A 16676-nucleotide genomic window follows, 5' to 3' on the forward strand; every position below is an offset into this window, starting at 1 on the left:
TTTTTTATGATGATCATGCGAAGTCTCTCTTCGCTGTCGTGGTCGTCTGAACCATCTGGAAGCCTGTCCGTTCGTACAACGCTATCGCGGATTCGTTGTGAGTACCTGTGACGAGATACGGCTGCAAGCCCTTTTCCAGCGTCTGGTTCACAAAAAAGCGGACAAGCTCTTTGCCGTAGCCTTTGCCTTGATGCACGGGATCTACGAATACATCGTAGACTTCGCCATGTCCTGTGATGATCAAGGAGCCTACGAATACTCCCTCATGCTCGAACAAATAAATGTCCTCCCTCATCTCACCCAGCAGCCAGCTTTTCCATGCGTTCATCGTTTTCTCAGGATAATCCGCCAAACGGTATGGCTGAAGATCGATGCCTTTGCGTACCTCATAGTAGGCGTCACTCTGCGATTGAATGTACATATCCATATCAGACTCCGAGAATTTTCGTACGTCCAGTGTCGGCGCAGGCCCGATCTCTCCTGTGTATTTCATCAGATGATGTCCCCAGATAGAAGCAAAGCCTCTCTTGGCAAAAAAATCAGCACCTTGCCCGTGATCTACCCGATAGGTGGCCATGACTGCCCTCGGCTTCTCCTCGTGCCGTTGCAGGTCCAGCCATAGCTGATCGAACAGCCGGGAGCCGATTCCTCGCTTTCGATGGTCTGGTCGTGTATAGACGTATATTTCTGCTGTCCCGTCTTCTCCAGAGGAGTTCAAATCATATGTGCCGCAGCCGATGATTTGATCGTTTTCCTCCCAGATAAAAACCGTAGCTTTTTCCACGATATCAACAATCTCTTCTGTCCTCCAAAACATCCCCTCGCCAATCATCGTTACGATTGACTCTTTGTCATTGGATTGTGCTTGTCGTATCATCTACGCACTCCTCCGCTCTCTCCCGCTAGCTCTGCTGGACAGTTGCTGCTTCTGCGGCTTTTTCCAACTTCTTGCGATGTTGCAGGCAAGCCTCGCACCTTCTGCTTTTTCGTCCGAAAGCCGTGTAGTATTTGCTTTTTTTGCAAGACCGGCACGTAATGTACAACGAGCTCGACAAATTGTAGTTCTCTTCTGGTGTGTTTTCTTTCAAGTGTACGGTCTTGTTGTATTTGATCAGCAAATGAGCTGTGTGGATAGCATCGACCAAGGCCGAGTGCAGCCTGCCCTCCTGGATGATTCCTGCCGTGTCGATCGCTTCTTTCAGACTCATCTGTTTGCGATCAGCCAAAAGCAGGCTAATTGGCGGCTGGATGTCATTGTAATTGCGCATCCAGTTGAAGTCCAAACCGAACCGCGCACAATGCTCGATCATCAGCCGCTTGTCGTCTTGCCCCCATGTGCACAGGTAGTATTCAGAATCGTTGCCAATCCACTTCAGAAATTCTGCGAATGCCCGGCGAAACGGGATAAAGGTTGGCATGTTCTCTTTATCGAGACCGATGAACTTACGCGTTCTCTCTGAGATTCGGCGCTCGATGGCTGGAAAGGTATAGCGCTGAAATGTGTCGACCTCCACGCCATTTTTTCCGGGTACGACTTTTGCCGCTCCGATCTCAATAATTTCTGGAATCTTGTCTCTCTGATAAGTCAGTGTCGTTTCAAGGTCAAAAACAATGATCTGCAAGCGTAATCACATCCTGTATGTATTGTCTCTATTATGGCTTGGATCGGGTATAGAAAGCAAAACAAAGACAAAAGGGCTACCTGATTGAAATGAAAAAGGATAAGAACCCATCGGATTCCTACCCTTGTTTATCTCTTTCGCTTGATGGTAACTCAATCTGCTGTACGTACACTTATCGCTTGCTCATAAATGGCCTTTGCAACACGGGCGATGGTAAGTTCTGCGGCTTCTGTGTCAGTCACATCGCGTGATAAGGCAGTGATCGCAATCATCCCTTTTTCTTCGGGCAAATAAATGATGCCAGCATCATTGACGACTGCATTGACGGTCCCTGTCTTATGCGCGACCTTTGTTCCTTCTGGCAACAAGTACGGCAGACGACTGTTGTAATGCTGACGTCGCATGATGTCTAGCATCAGCTCGCAGGAGGCTTCCGTGAGAATTTCTTTTCGCGCAATCATGATAAGCAGGCGGTTCAGCTCGGCTGGTGTCGCTACGTTATTGTCACGGGTAGGCATCGATACATCGTGGAGCAATTCGTAATTGCCTGACTCTTCCCGTCGCATGAACTCATCGAACCCCGCCTGCGAAGGTGCAGGCTCATTCATACCTACACAGTGGTTGAGGAGCTCCCAGCAATTATGCCGCAAATGAATCTGCGAAAGACCCAGCTCATGCATGTGCTCATTCACCTTGTCGATGCCGCCGATCAGCTCGAGGATTTGGTCCGTCGCATAGTTATCGCTGACAATCGTCATTAGTGTCGCCAAGTCTTTGACCGTTAAGGCTGCTCCGGCATCCAGCTCTTGCAAAATGCCTGACCCCGGCACGCGATCCTCCCATTTCAGTGTCACACGCTGGTCGAGACGGATTCGTCCTGCTTCCACCTCGCGCATCATGGTGACCATGATCGGAATTTTGAATGCACTCGCCAGTTGAAACAGCTCTTCATCCAGATGTCCTGCTGTCTCTCCTGTTTCCAAATGCATAGCTGCGATTCCAAAAATACCGGGTGCTTCCTTTAGCACGTCTTCTACTGCTTGCTGCCATGTCATGAAAATTCCTCCCCCATCGCTCGCGAAACGGCCCACACATGGATTTTCGTATCGGCCATTTCTTTTCAGTGCTATTGTTCTTTGTATCCCCACTTGAAGTCGATGTAGCCCAAAGGATCGACCGTGATGCCTTTTACCTTTTCATTTTGCACCCATGAATTGACACTGGAGTACACACCCGTGACCGGCATTTCTTCCATCAGGATGCCCTCCGCTTCAACCAGATACTGATTGCGTTTGGCCTCATCTGGTTCGGCGTACGCCTTTTTCACCAGTTCTACGTACTTCTCACTAAACCAGAAGGTAGAGTTATTGGAGCTGTACTTCTCCATCATCAGCTCCAGGAAGTTGACGGAGTCGTTGTAATCTCCCGTCCAACCTGTTCGGGAAATCATGTACTTCCCTTGCTCCTGATCGTCAAACATGACCTTCAATTCTTTGTTAATCAGCTTGACGTCCACACCGAGAGCTTGCTTCCATTGCGCCTGCAACGCTTCGGCAATCTTCTTGTTGAGGTCGGAGGTATTGTAAAGGTAGGTGATTTCGGGCAGCTTAGTGATACCCATCTCCTTCATTCCTTCTGTCAATAACTGTTTCGCCGTCTCCACATCGTTATCCTTGAAATATCCCTCCGGCTTTAGAGAAGCGGAAAGTGGGACGAAGCCCATCAAGGGAGTCTGTCCAGCCTGACCAATGTTTTCAGCAATGTCACTACGGTTGATCGCGTAGGCAAATGCTTTGCGGATTTTGCTATTCGTAAATGGCGGCTTCTGTGTCTGGAACAAGAGATAGTAGTTAGTCGCACGTTTCATGGTTTGCAGCTTGCCTTCGTCGCGCAACGGTCCAATGGCATCCGCAGGTAGTCCACTAATCGGGCCGCCTGCCCAATCCAGCTCGCCGCTATTGAACAGCTCCAGCTCGGTATTCGTATCTTCGATCATGGAAAACTCGATTTCGTTAAACTTCACGACGTCTTTGTCCCAATAGTGCTCGTTTTTCTCCAGCTCAATTTTGTTTTTATGCTGCCAGTTCACCAGCTTGAACGGCCCATTGGTCACGATGGAATCGGGCTTTTTCGCCCAATCGGGATTGGCTTCTACCACCTTTTGATTGACCGGATAGTAGAAGGTCGCAAGTGTCAGGAAGTAAGGAGTAGGGTTTTCCAAGGTGACTTGCAGTGTCTTGTCATTGACGACCTTAATGCCGACATCCTCTGCTTTCGCCTTTCCTTCGTAAAAGGCACGGGCATTTTTGATTGGATAGTACTTGTAGGCGGAGCCGCTGGCTGTCTTCGGATTGAGCACGCGCATCCAGCCGAAGGCGAAGTCTTGAGCCGTAACCGGGTCACCATTGCTCCATTTGCTGTCGCGTAAAGTAAAGGTGTACACCTTTTTGTCCGCCGATACTTGAATGTCGGATGCAACGGAATGGACTGGCTTGCCATCCTTGTCCAATCGAACGAGCCCGTCGTATAGCGAACGGATGAAGGCACCAGAAATCACATCGTTGGACATGCCTGAATCAAGTGTTTCAGGCTCGGCAGCATTCATGTGTAACGTCTGCTCTGCCGCAGTCTGCACATTTGCCTGCTGTGCTGGCGTTGTTTGCTGCTGCTTGTCTGGTGTGGTTTGAGTCGGCGTATTGCCGCTGCTACAGCCTGCAAATAGTCCCGTAAGCAAAACGAAGAGAATTGTCATGACAACTGGTCTTTTCATGCTGTACCCCCTTGTTTGAGTCGGATATCTGATTATTGAATAAATATTCTGCAAATTCTATGCCATTCGTGTTTTCGGTTGTTCTTTTGTTAGTTTTATTCTCTGCGGAATACTTTTACCGGAGTCGGTCCGACAAGTTTCTACCAATAGTCTCTGTCACGCAAAAAAGAAGTATTCATCCTTGAATACTTCTATTCATTCGCGCATATGGGGGCGGTCCTCTCTAGCTTATTGCTGGTTCATAAATGGCTACCGCATCACATGACCGCCGGCAAAAAACGATCGGGACATGCTTTTGCTTCGCCAGCTTCTTTATATTTTTACTCAAGCTGTGACTCACGAAGTTAATAAAGACAAGAACAAGCTCCGTATCAGAAGGAATCGTCGCCTTCACATCGGATTTTTTGCGACCTGATACGTGATAGACATTCTGGAACCCTTTGTTCTGCAACAAGCTCTCGATTTCTCCTACCCGATCTCCTCCAACCACAAGAACGCCTGCCATAGTCCTTCCTCCTCTCTTTTTCCCATGCTTTTTCTTCTATTTCCCGGTCCGCGCTTGCGAAATCTTTGCCTCAGGCTTTTCCACCGGGAGTCTGTATTTTTCCGTTCGCTCAATCTGAACGACCTGTGAATCGTGAACCACAATATGTATGGAGCCGTATTCCAGACCGTCCAGTGCGCGTGCGATTTTCTCAAGTAAGAGATCATCTAGGGAAATCTCATTCTTTGCCACGGGGATCACCTTCCTCTTTTGTCAAAATCAATTCACATTATTCCTACCTACTTAGTATGTTTTATAGTCTGATAATACCCCTTGATCCCGACTGCTGTCAATGTCAAACAGTTTAGGCATCAAGAGGCTTTTCTCACCTCATTTTCCTTCTTCCTTCGATTGACGAAAAGCTCCCTGCGCAACTAGACAGCTTGGTTGTCTTTGTCCTCGCGGGAGCTTTCGGTCGACCGATCAGCTAATTATATAAAAACCGATGCATTTACTTTGATATGAAAATATTACCATACGATTCTGCTGTCGGTCAATGCCTCGTTCCCCCGTACATTCCCGTTACACCAAATGGCAGGCGACAAATCGGTCCGTGCTAACCTCACGAAAAGCAGGCATTTCCTGTCGGCAAATGTCTTTCACATACGGGCAGCGCGTGTGGAATTTGCATCCTGCCGGAGGATTCGCCGGACTTGGCATGTCTCCCTGCAGGACGATGCGTTCGCGCTTGTACTTTGGGATCGGGAGCGGCACAGAGGAGAGCAATGCTTTGGTGTACGGATGGAGCGGCTCCAAAAACAACTCATCACGAGATGCCAGCTCCAGCAATGATCCCAAATACATGACCCCGATCCTCGTGCACAGATGCTCCACGACGCTCAAATCATGGGAAATAAATAAGTACGTCAGCTTCCTTTGCTCCTGCAACTCTGCAAACAAATTGATGATTTGGGCTTGGATCGACACATCCAGAGCAGATACTGGCTCATCCGCGACGATAAAATCAGGATTCATCATAATGGCTCGTGCGATACCGATTCGTTGACGCTGACCTCCCGAGAACTCATGCGGATACCGATCAACATGATAGGGCGCCAATCCACATAAATCCATGACCTCTAAGACTCTTTCCCTGACCTCCGCTTGTGGAAGCAGCCCGTGATCAACCAGCGCTTCTCCCAGTGCTTCTCCGATTCGGACGCGCGGATTCAGCGAGCTGTACGGGTCTTGAAAAATATATTGCATCCGTGGACGCAATGCTCGGAGCTCTTGGCGATTTAAAGCGTGCACATCGATACCCTGGAAGCGGACTTCTCCCTCTGTCTTTTCCAAGAGGCGCAGGATGGTGCGACCTGTCGTACTTTTCCCGCTGCCGGATTCACCGACCAGCCCGAACGTCTCCCCTTTTTGAATCGAAAAGCTGACGTCATCCACCGCTTTAATCTGGCCGATCGTCCTGCCTAATAGCCCTCCGGTAATCGGGTAATATTTTTTCAATCGGCGCACTTCCAGCAAATTATTTTCCACCGGCGATCTCCTCCTCATACAGCCAGCACGCGACCTTTCTACCGTCTCCCCCATCACGCAAAGGCGGCTGCTTCACCCGGCAAATGGCCAAGCACTGATCGCATCGATCAAGAAAATAGCAGGCTTCACCAAGTGTCGTCGGATTCGGTACTTGACCAGGGATGGAATACAGCTTGGCTCTGCGTTGATTCAACACAGGCTTGGAGCGGAGCAAGCCTTGTGTATACGGATGCTTCGGCTCCTCAAACAGCTCGACGACAGGAGACACCTCTACCACTTTCCCTGCGTACATCACGACCACTTGATCGGCCATTTCCGCAACAACACCCAGATCATGCGTGATAAATAGAATCGCAGTTTGGGCTTCCTCCTTGATTTTGCGAAGTAGATCGAGAATTTGTGCCTGAATGGTCACATCCAAAGCAGTCGTCGGCTCATCGGCGATTAATAGGCGCGGATTGCAGGATATTGCGATCGCAATCATTATGCGTTGCAGCATGCCTCCGCTCAATTCATGGGGGTATGATTTTGCGATTTCTTTTGCCCGTGGGATTCCGACTAGCTCGATCAGTTCAATGGCTCGTGCTTGGGCTACTTTTTTGCTTAAGCCCTGATGCTCCATGATCGGTTCCATGATTTGCTCACCGATGGTCAGTACGGGATTGAGGGACGACATCGGCTCTTGAAAAATCATGGCCAGCTCATTGCCGCGGAGCTTGCGCATTTCTTCTTTGCTAACTTTTCGCAGATCACGGCCTGCAAACCATATCTCACCCGAAACGATACTGCCTACCGCCTCTGGGATTAGTCCCATCAATGACATGGCTGCCGCGCTTTTGCCGCAGCCTGACTCGCCTACGATGCATACGGTCTCTCCTTCATGGATACGCAGATCGAGGGCATCGACTGCTTTGACCACGCCTTGTTCGGACTTGAAGTAGGTGCTTACATTTTGGATTTCGACTAGAGCATTCATGCTTGGCTCACCTGCCTTTTCGTGTATTTGAAGGAGCTGTAGTGGAGAGGGAGAAGTGATTTCCAGTCTACGCTTCGGCCTACGCCCCGCAAGAGGGACTCACTGTCCGCTTCAAAAAAATGGAGGGAGCGCTTCAAACCAGAAAACGCGCAGGCGTTTTTGTATGTAATAAAAGCTGAAATTCCCCGCCATTTTTTCCGAAGCTAGGATGGGCTCCAGAGGCGCTTGACTGGAAATCACTTCTCCCTACGCTGCTTTATTTTGAAAGTTGGTTCACGGGTGATATCAAAAACTCATCAACGCTTCTGCTTCGGGTCCAAAGCATCTCGCAATCCATCCCCCAACAAATTAATCGAGATGACAGTAGCGAAAATAGCAATACCCGGAGGAACCCACAGCCATGGTCTTTTCTGAAAATCGATTAAGGTATTCGCTGCATCCATCATATTGCCCCATGTCGGGGTTGGCGGGACGACTCCGAGGCCGAAGTACGATAATACGGATTCGCTCAGGATCGCACCACCGACGTTCAAGGTGGCAACGACAATCAAGAGTGGTGTCAGATTGGGCAGCAAATGGAAGAACAGCTTGCGTCTGTCGCGCAGACCGAGTACTTCTGCTGCTTGCATGAATTCACTTTCACGCAGGGTGAGCATCTGGCTGCGGACCATTCGTGCCAAGCCGGGCCAGCCGATCAGGCTCAGCATGACCATGACGATGTAAATGCGGTAGTCGGTCGGGATTTTCCACTCGGAGAGGACTGCACCCATAATAAACAAGAGCGGCAGACCGGGAATGGTCATGAGCACATCTGCTACGCGCATGATTACTTGATCGACCCATCCGCGGTAAAAGCCAGCCAGTGCCCCGAGAAGGGCGCCAATGGAAACGGAGAGCACCATGGAAGCAATGCCGACTGTCAATGAGATTCGGCCAGCCTGCATCAATCGCGTCAAAATGTCTCTGCCCAAGCTGTCCGTCCCGAGCCAATGGGAGAAGCTTGGCGGCTTGTTGATCAAGGCCGTATTAATCTTGCCGGATGCATACGGAGAAAAAAACGGACCGATGAAGCATCCCACTGCCATGACGAGTAAAAACACAAGTCCTACCATGGCCAGACGCTTCTTTTTCAGTCGCAAAAACGCCTCGTGCCACAAGGAAGAACGCAACGTTACCTGCTCCGGTCTCGTCACCTCCGCTACTTCACTTACCGTTGATGCCATCGTTTTTTCCCTCCTATTTCAACCGAACCCGTGGGTCGGCCACTCTGTACAGCAAATCAGCAGATAAGTTTCCGATGACGGTGAGAATCGCCAGGAACATCGTAAAGCCCATCAAGAGCGGGTAGTCCCGTACAGAAAACGCCTGCATATACAACTGTCCGACACCGGGCCAGTTAAAGATTTTTTCCGTGATGATCGCCCCACCAAACAGAGCTGGCAGCTCAAAGCCTAGCAGTGTAATGGCAGGCAGGAGCGCATTGCGCAGCGCGTGCTTGTGCAGAACGACTTTTTCCTTCAGCCCTTTTGCCCGGGCCGTGCGCACGAAGTCTTGTTGAATGACCTCCAGCATGTTCGTGCGGAAATAGCGGGTCAGTGTCCCCACGCTCAGCAAAGTTAGCACCGTCACAGGCAAAAACATATGCTGAACCACGTCCCACGCATAGGTGAGCCCTGTTTCCTTGCTGCCGATCATCATCATGCCCCCTGCGGGAAACAGCTTGGCATCGACGGCAAACAACTTAATAAACAGCAGCCCAACGAAAAAGACAGGCAGCGACATCGCAGCAAAAACACCAATCGTCACGAGCGCATCGAACCAGGAATGCTGCCTTGCAGCAGACAGAACTCCGATCGAGATCGCGATCAGCCATGTAAAAAAGGTGGAGGTAATCGCCAGCAAAAACGAATTCCAGATGTAATCGTTTAGCAGCGACATCACCGGCTGCTGGTATTGCAGGGAATAACCAAAATCGCCTTGGAGGGCGTTTTTCATCCAGATGAAATACCGTTCGACGACAGGCTTATCCAGCCCGTACATCGCTTTTAGCTCCAGCTTTCGTTCGGCTGTTAGCTTGAGACTCGTATCGACGAAATCACCGGGCGTTAGGGCATACAGGAAAAAAATCAAAATGGATGCGCCGAAGAGCGTCAATGCCATGTAAAAGACCCTTTTCAGGAAGTAGGACGTCATCGTTTGCCTCCTTTCATGCTTGGGGAAAAAAGAAAGCCCAGCCCCAGGGCCGGGCACAACATTCGTGAGTCAGTTACTCGAACTTGTTACTCGATTTTGATTCCAGGCAGGCTGGTCGAAATGCCCGTGAACGGATTCGGCTCCAAGCCCTTGAGCTTGCCGTTGTGCGCAGACAAAATTTTGCGGTAGCCGAGGAGGATGTACGGTGGGTCATCGCTCAACTCTTTGTACAGGTCTTTGTAGATTGCTTTGCGCTTCTCGATGTCCAGCGTAGATAGACCTGCTTCCAGCAATTCGTCTACTTTGGCATTGGAGTAGCCATTCGTTCCGGTAAATCCGCTCTTGCCCTTTTTCGTCGAGAAGGCGTCTACACCGTCATCTGGATCGATCAGCATCGTGGTTGAGAACGAAGCGAGGTCGTGATCGCCTTTTTCCGTCCGTGCCAATACGGCGTTGTAGTCCATCATTTCTGCTTCAAACTGGATGCCCATCTCTTTGTAGTTTTCTTTGGCAATCGGGATCAGAACTTCTCCCAGCTTTCCTTTTGTCGTGTAGTAATGCACGATCAGCTTTTGTCCGTCTTTTTCACGGATTCCGTCCGGGCCCGGCTTCCAGCCCGCTTCATCCAGGAGCTGCTTCGCCTTTTCCGGATTGTAGGCGTACGGATTAACGTCCTCCGTATAGGCCCAGGAAACAGGGCTGATCGGTACATTGGCGACTTGCGCGTATCCTTGGTAGGTCAGATCCAGAATCTTTTGGCGATCCAGTCCGTAAATGAAGGCTTGACGGACGCGCTTATCTTTGAAAAATGGCTTGGAATGATTGAACTTGATGTACGAATAAGCGCTGGATGTGTACAGATTGATATTCACATATCCCAGCTCTTGCAGCTGCTCAATGTTATCCGAGTTGACGGTAAAGGAGTTGTAATCCATTTCCCCTGTCTGGATGAATTGCAGAGCGTCGCCCTCTGTCGTCTTGTAGATAAAGTGCTCAACCTGCGGCTTGCCCTTGTAATAGTGCTCGTTTGCGAGATAGCGGACTTCTTGACCAGGAATGTACGCTTCCAATTTATAAGGTCCAGCTCCCAATGGCTTGCCGTGTAAGGTGCGGAGATACTCCAAATTGCCTGGTTTGTACTCCTTTCCGTAGTACGCTTTGGAGAGCACCTGCCCGCCTAACAGGACGAGAGATTTGGCGTTCACTTTCTCCGTCGTGATCTGGAGCGTCTGTGGATCAATCACCTTGATCCCTTCGATGGTGTTCGCTTTTCCTTCCTTGTATTCTCGCCCACCCTTGATACTTGCTACGAAAATGTCCGTTTCGCCGTCGTACGTTTTGTCGTGCAGAATCGTCAGTGTAAAGGCTACATCCTCTGCCGTCAGCGGTGAACCATCGCTGAATTTCAGATTCGGTCTCAGGTGGAACGTATACGTAAGCTGGTCAGGTGATACATCCCACTTTTCCGCGAGCTTGGGTACTGGCTTTCCTGTCGCATCGACATCCACCAGTGATTCGAAAATGGCTGAGGTGACGTTGCCATCGTAGCCGTTGTGGTAAAAAAACGGGTTAAACACGCCGCCCGGCTCTGTCAGTCCCGCAATGAATGTATCGGTCCTTTTGGCTGCTGCTTCCGGTAGCTTGGATAAATCCGTAGCCAAATTGATGCCGTCCTTTATGTCTTGCACCTTGCTGACAGCAGGTGCTGTTGCATCTGCCGACGGAGCTGCCGTTTGTGCCGAGGTAGCTGGCGCGCTGCCTTCTGAGCTGCACCCTGTGACCAGGAGCGTCCCTAGCAGTAAAGTTGAAATGATTTGCGAAAGCCTTTTTTTCATGGTGATCCTCCTTCATATGCACTCACTCAGTGAAACCGTTCCTCCGGTGGTCCGGTCGGATCAAAAGATAATAACTTATAATTCCTACATGTTTACTATGAATTAGATTATAGGTATCTACACCTGAACGGTCAACATTTTTTTCCAAACAAAACGGTCATGACCGTTTTGTTGACCGCAAGCGGTCGCATCCACCTTTATGAAAAACGTCGAGACGTTTTTCACAGAAAAAAAGCCCCGATTATTCGAGGCTCTCATAAGTGGCATGTCTTTTATACGGAATGCCTAGTTTTTCAAATGCCTGCATCACGAATAGAGAATGTCGCTCGCGCATGGTTTTCTCCACACTCTTTTCCAATCCCCAATCAGATAGATTCGAGGCTGGCCGCAGTGCAGCAACCAAATCCCAATACGGAAGCTGGGTATAATCGAGTGTCTTGCTGCCAGATTGATAGCAAAGGGTAAAATCATTCATGGCCTCCACTCCAAATGCCCACAAAACCTCCAGTCTGGCATTGCCGAGATCAGACAAGGGGTCGCCTGTCGCAGCGTCCTCCCAATCGATAACTGCAGCCAGCTTCTCTTCCTTCCACATCGTATTTCCCGGCCAGAAATCGCCATGCAAAAGCGATGCTGCATTCGCTTGACGTAGCGGCCAAACGGACTCCAGCACTTCGCGAATGAGTCCCTCATCCAATGATTTGTCCAGGATCGCAGGTCTTTTGTAGAGCTTTTCCGTTATCGCTTCTTCTTGTTTCGGCAAATAAGTGCCAGCCAGCCTAGAAGCGTCTACCGAATGGATGCGAACCAGCACCTCAGCTGCTTGCTTTAGATAGCTGGATAAGTCGGCTGGTTTGGTGACTGTCTGGCCTTCTATGAATTCGATGACAAGGCACGGTGTGGGAAATATCTCGCTGGATGCTTCGAGATGATAGGGCGTTGGAGTCGGCAAGTCAGCGGACTTCAGTATTTGCAAAAGTTTGAATTCATCTGATGCAATCTGCGGATTTCGCTTGAGGTCAGCCTGACCATGCTCGCGGACGACTACTATTTTCTTCTTGCCGTCAGGAATCTCCATTTCAAGCGCTGTGACCTGTGCAGAAATCCCTCCTTTTAGCTCCCATGCACGGAGGAGCTTGGCAGACGGGTTCATGTTATGTACCAGGTGCGTCCATTTCTCATCCATCATGTTTCCCCCTTTATTCTCCACTGTCTGATTATCTATACAGTCCTACCTTCATTATATCAATGTACGATTCTATTTCTGTAAAAAAGGATTGGACATGTGCGAAGCATTTATCGTTGGCTACGTAGTTTTCGTCAGTTGATGATGATGTTGAAAAAAAGATGTATTCCATCGATTGTGGTCGGAGAAGCCCTGCCACATGTTTTCCAGTCGCCTGTATCCTCTCTTCGTTCGGGCGGTCTCCTTCCAAACATGTGACAGTGCTTCCGGAAAGCTGTAGATTCTTTCGTAGGTTTAAAACGTTTTGCATGTTAACACAGGGCAAGCTTCAAAAAGATCCACTCAGTTAGAAAAAATCATCTCAGAACCACTTTCAACGAATGAATAAAAGCTACGTAGGAAGAAGCGAATTTCCAGTCCAAGCGCCTCTGGAGCCCATCTCAGCGTAGGAAAAAATGGAGGGGAATTTAAGCTTCACTTATGAATGACCTCCTCGAAACTTCTACGTTTGAAGCGCTCCCTCCATTTTTTCCGAAGCGGACAGTGCATACCCCTTGCGGGGGCGTAGGCCGAAGCGTAGACTGGAAATTCGCTTCTTCCCCCCACTACAGCAGCGTTTATTACCAAGAGGTGTACCGGCTTTTCAATATCATCTTTTCGGTAAATGAATCTGCCATGATAATCCGTAACGATCTTGAACCCATCCGAACTTTTCACTGAACGGATATTGCCCGAGCGGCATGAGTACTTGTCCATCTGCGGAAAGCTGTCCGAAAACCCGATCAACCTCTTCCTCCGTATCGCAGTCCACAAACAACGAAATCGCCGGAGTAAAGGCATGATAGTCACCGTTCGTATTGTCGATACACATGAAGGTCTGGTCTTTTAAGGTGAACGTAGCGTGCAGGACTTGTCCATTCTCGTGATGCATGATCTGCTTGATTTCGGAGCGATCAAAAATAGAAGTGTAAAACTTCATCGCTTCTTCCGCTTGGCCGTGGAACATGAAAAACGTAGTGATAGCTTGCACTGACAATCACTCCCTTTTCGTGATGTTATACACCTCCATTCTGCCCATTCCTCAAATATGCATAACTATGCCCCATCCGGGATATACCATACTTTTTTCTCAAGGTCCCATTTAGCCCCCGGACTCTTTGCATAGTCTTTCTCAACAAAGGGATTGTTTAAAGTCATTGCCGTTATAACATCCTTAACTGAATACTATCTCTCTTTCTCATTTATCGTGATTGATAAAAATAGTATCACCAGGACTTATATCATAAACTGTTAAATCTTTAACATCAGAAAGCAAAGCAGAGAGTTCGCTTGGCCGACCAGTTAAAAAATCAAATACGCCAAAATGTGTCGGTATAACATTTTTTATATTTAGCAGGCGGACTGCCTTAGCAGCCTCTCGGGGGGACATCGTATAAGCATCACCGATAGGCAATAGTGCCAGGTCTGGAACGTATAATTCAGCAATTAGAGCCATATCACCAAATACGTTTGTATCCCCAGCGTGATAGACAGTGTATCCATTTTCGAATTTGATTACGTACCCCATAGGCTCCCCGCCATAGAGAATCTGATCACCATCAACGAAAGCCGAGGAATGGTCTGCATGTACAGCAGTAACAGCTATATCTTCAAATTGTCGAGTTCCACCTTTATTTATGGCAACGATATTTTGAACACCTTTTTTCTGGAGAATAAAAGCCAGTTCCCAGCCTGCCAATACGCTGGCACCTGTTTTTTGCGCAAGCCAAACGACATCTTCAGCATGATCTCGATGTGCATGTGTTAAAAAAATGTAATCTACTTTTTCTATGTTTTTAATCGTTTCGGGACAGGAGGGATTGTTTTTAATCCATGGATCAATAAGTATTTTTTTATTTCCAGATGTTTCTATATAAAATCCGCCAAAACCAATCCAGGTAAAAGAAATATTTCGGTTTAACATGTTGATACTCCCCTTTTATAAATTTCTAGCTGTAAAAACTTCCTTAGCTGCATTCAGTCCATTTAAAGCGGCGGGGAAACCAGCATAAACGGCCATTTGCATCATTATTTCCATGATCTCTTCTTTTGTCCATCCAACATTTAAGGCACCGTTAATATGAACTTTCAGTTGAGGAATTGCGTACCCAAGAGCGGTTAAGGCTGCAACGGTCGCAATCTCACGAGATTTCAAGTCCAAGCCTGGTCGGCTATAGATGTCCCCAAATGGGAATTCAACTAAAAAACGTTCAAAGTCAGGCGCGATTCCTTTCAAAAACTCGCGAGTATGAACACCAGATTCTCCGACAACCTGATTCATTACTTGTGAACCGACTTCATACCTTATTTCAGCCATCTTTAAAATCCTCCACTTCATTGTTATCTGTACCTTCAATGTAACTCTCATAAAATGAAATTTTTTGAGTTACAGCATTTATAAATAATTCAATATTTCGTTGTTGTTCGAGCAACTTATTCCGATGATCCATAAGAATCGAAAGTCGATTCCTAACTGGTTCTTTGGGCATCTCCCCGGATTCCAAACGTTCAAGTATGCAGCCATCTTTTGTGAACTCCGAAATATCTTCAAGTGACATCCCTGTTTTTTTGAGAGTTGCCATGAAAATAAGAAAGTTTACATCAGAATCCCTAAATTCGCGTATTCCATTTTGGGATCTCTTTATTTTAGGAAATAACCCACTTCTTTCATAAAATCGAATGGTATGTGCAGAAAGTCCGGTTCTTTCCGCAACTTCTTTAATATTCATTTCGAGGAGCTCCTTCTGTTGTCGACTTGGTCCAATCTTACACCTTTGAGTTGACTCTAAGTCAAGTTACCAGTTTGCTTAACCCATTCAGTCAAAAACGTTATTTTTGGAGTCGAAAAAGACAGGCAAACGCCTGTCTTAGTTAATGTTTTTTCACACGCAGAGAAATGATGCGACGACTCGCTATTGAGGCTTAGACTCGGTTACTTCCCCTTTTTCGGATATGCTCGCCCCATAGGAAATGCGGTTGAGCTTATCGATGATCCGCTGTTTGTTTTTCTCGTCCATCGGAGCAGGCTGACCGTTCGTGAGCTTCACCGGGATTACGCGGCTCTTGCTCCCGTCTTTTGAAAAGGTCAGTTGGACCATCATGGCTTCGCGACCTTTCGGATTGCGCGAGGTGGTAAACACAAAATTCCCTACACTGTAGTAAATCGGCGCCTTTTTATAAAACTCAACGCCCATAATCGAATGGCTATGCGACCCGACAATGGCATCCACACCGCTGTCGATCAGCTTTTTCGCCATCTCACGCGCATATGGTTCTGGGTAATCCTTATATTCCTGATTCCAGTGCATGACCGCTATCGTAATGTCTGACTCTGCCACTGCCTTTTTTACATAGGACAGCATTGGCTCATACGAGTAAGCATGCGCGAGACCTGGCTTGTTTTTTCGCGCATACCAGCGCTCATTTGGAAGGACACGGCTGATCCCGATGATTGCCACGCGTTTTCCCTTGATCGTTTGGATGTAGGGAGCGAATGCTTCTTCCTCGTTTTTCCCTGCCCCCACGTAACCGATCTTTGCCTTTTTCAGATGCTCCATCGTGTCAGTGAGCGCGTCCATTCCGTAATCCAGCGAGTGATTATTCGCCAGGTTGACCACGTCGATGCCCGCGTTCACGAGCCCCTTCAACGACTCTGGCTTCGCACGATAGGTATATTCCTTTTTCTCCGGACGTCCCCGCGTACTGACTGGTGTCTCCAGATTGCCAATCGTCAGGTCTGCCTGCTTGAGAAAATCGGCGGTTTTTTGAAACGGATAATCTACGCCGTACCGTCCGATCTGATTCCCGACGCTCTTATCGAATATCATATCCCCGACAAACGCTACCTGAATGGAATCCTGCTCCTGTAACTCCCCTTCGCTGCTCGCCTGGACGGCGCCAGAAGATTCCGTTCCCATCGCAACACAGAGTATCCATGTAGCTACCACCATTACAGCGTGTTTCCATCGTCTCATCTTCATGCCTCTTTCGCCCACTTCTCTTTTTTGCTTCCATTCTAGAAGC

Annotated in this window: 18 protein-coding genes; all 18 read right to left on the reverse strand. The window is 48.4% G+C overall.

The window, feature by feature from the left end:
• Nucleotides 1-13 precede the first annotated feature (13 nt).
• Nucleotides 14-877 carry a GNAT family N-acetyltransferase gene (locus HP570_RS17335; protein WP_173626542.1) on the reverse strand — a complete coding sequence of 288 codons (864 nt, stop codon included), beginning with the start codon at nt 875-877 and terminating at the stop codon, nt 14-16.
• A gap of 25 nt (nt 878-902) precedes the next feature.
• The gene (locus HP570_RS17340; RefSeq protein ID WP_173605076.1) at nt 903-1622 is read right to left on the reverse strand and encodes a 3'-5' exonuclease; all 720 of its coding nucleotides are present in this window, start codon (nt 1620-1622) and stop codon (nt 903-905) included.
• A 152-nt stretch (nt 1623-1774) separates the two neighbouring features.
• On the reverse strand, nt 1775-2677 hold the full coding sequence (locus tag HP570_RS17345; RefSeq protein ID WP_173626543.1) for a serine hydrolase: 903 nt from the start codon (nt 2675-2677) through the stop codon (nt 1775-1777).
• A gap of 71 nt (nt 2678-2748) precedes the next feature.
• Entirely contained in the window at nt 2749-4392 is a 1644-nt protein-coding gene (locus tag HP570_RS17350) for a peptide ABC transporter substrate-binding protein (RefSeq protein WP_173626544.1), read from the reverse strand.
• 223 nt (nt 4393-4615) lie between these two features.
• Nucleotides 4616-4897: a DUF2325 domain-containing protein gene (locus tag HP570_RS17355; RefSeq protein WP_015892860.1), complete on the reverse strand. Its 282-nt coding sequence runs from the start codon at nt 4895-4897 to the stop codon at nt 4616-4618.
• A gap of 36 nt (nt 4898-4933) precedes the next feature.
• Nucleotides 4934-5128: a YezD family protein gene (locus HP570_RS17360; RefSeq protein WP_016740347.1), complete on the reverse strand. Its 195-nt coding sequence runs from the start codon at nt 5126-5128 to the stop codon at nt 4934-4936.
• A gap of 330 nt (nt 5129-5458) precedes the next feature.
• Nucleotides 5459-6424 (reverse strand): ABC transporter ATP-binding protein, encoded by a 966-nt coding sequence (locus HP570_RS17365; protein ID WP_309139203.1) that lies wholly within the window; start codon nt 6422-6424, stop codon nt 5459-5461.
• On the reverse strand, nt 6414-7400 hold the full coding sequence (locus HP570_RS17370) for an ABC transporter ATP-binding protein (RefSeq protein ID WP_173626546.1): 987 nt from the start codon (nt 7398-7400) through the stop codon (nt 6414-6416). Before HP570_RS17370 ends, HP570_RS17365 begins: the two co-directional genes overlap by 11 nt.
• A 296-nt stretch (nt 7401-7696) precedes the next feature.
• Nucleotides 7697-8623: an oligopeptide ABC transporter permease gene (opp4C, locus tag HP570_RS17375; protein WP_173626547.1), complete on the reverse strand. Its 927-nt coding sequence runs from the start codon at nt 8621-8623 to the stop codon at nt 7697-7699.
• Nucleotides 8624-8636: 13 nt separating this feature from the next.
• A complete protein-coding gene (locus HP570_RS17380; RefSeq protein ID WP_015892865.1) occupies nt 8637-9593 on the reverse strand; it encodes an ABC transporter permease in 957 nt (318 codons plus the stop codon).
• 86 nt (nt 9594-9679) lie between these two features.
• Nucleotides 9680-11428, reverse strand: coding sequence for an ABC transporter substrate-binding protein (locus HP570_RS17385; RefSeq protein WP_173626548.1), 1749 nt, complete (start codon nt 11426-11428; stop codon nt 9680-9682).
• Nucleotides 11429-11669: 241 nt separating this feature from the next.
• Entirely contained in the window at nt 11670-12617 is a 948-nt protein-coding gene (locus tag HP570_RS17390; RefSeq protein WP_254495352.1) for a phosphotransferase family protein, read from the reverse strand.
• Nucleotides 12618-13263: 646 nt separating this feature from the next.
• Nucleotides 13264-13650 carry a VOC family protein gene (locus tag HP570_RS17395; protein ID WP_173626549.1) on the reverse strand — a complete coding sequence of 129 codons (387 nt, stop codon included), beginning with the start codon at nt 13648-13650 and terminating at the stop codon, nt 13264-13266.
• 59 nt (nt 13651-13709) lie between these two features.
• Nucleotides 13710-13811, reverse strand: coding sequence for a DUF5710 domain-containing protein (locus HP570_RS30070; protein WP_375138859.1), 102 nt, complete (start codon nt 13809-13811; stop codon nt 13710-13712).
• Between the two features lie 40 nt (nt 13812-13851).
• Nucleotides 13852-14577, reverse strand: a complete 726-nt coding sequence (locus tag HP570_RS17400) for a metal-dependent hydrolase (RefSeq protein ID WP_172141087.1) — start codon at nt 14575-14577, stop codon at nt 13852-13854.
• Nucleotides 14578-14592: 15 nt separating this feature from the next.
• Complete coding sequence (locus tag HP570_RS17405) at nt 14593-14970, reverse strand: carboxymuconolactone decarboxylase family protein (protein ID WP_015892873.1); 378 nt, start codon at nt 14968-14970, stop codon at nt 14593-14595.
• Nucleotides 14963-15382: a MerR family transcriptional regulator gene (locus HP570_RS17410; protein ID WP_173605085.1), complete on the reverse strand. Its 420-nt coding sequence runs from the start codon at nt 15380-15382 to the stop codon at nt 14963-14965. The genes HP570_RS17405 and HP570_RS17410 overlap by 8 nt, the downstream gene beginning before the upstream one ends.
• 183 nt (nt 15383-15565) lie before the next feature.
• Nucleotides 15566-16633, reverse strand: a complete 1068-nt coding sequence (locus tag HP570_RS17415) for a CapA family protein (protein WP_173626550.1) — start codon at nt 16631-16633, stop codon at nt 15566-15568.
• Between the last annotated feature and the right edge of the window lie 43 nt (nt 16634-16676).

The organism is Brevibacillus sp. RS1.1 (genome assembly GCF_013284365.1).
Taxonomy (GTDB): domain Bacteria; phylum Bacillota; class Bacilli; order Brevibacillales; family Brevibacillaceae; genus Brevibacillus; species Brevibacillus brevis_D.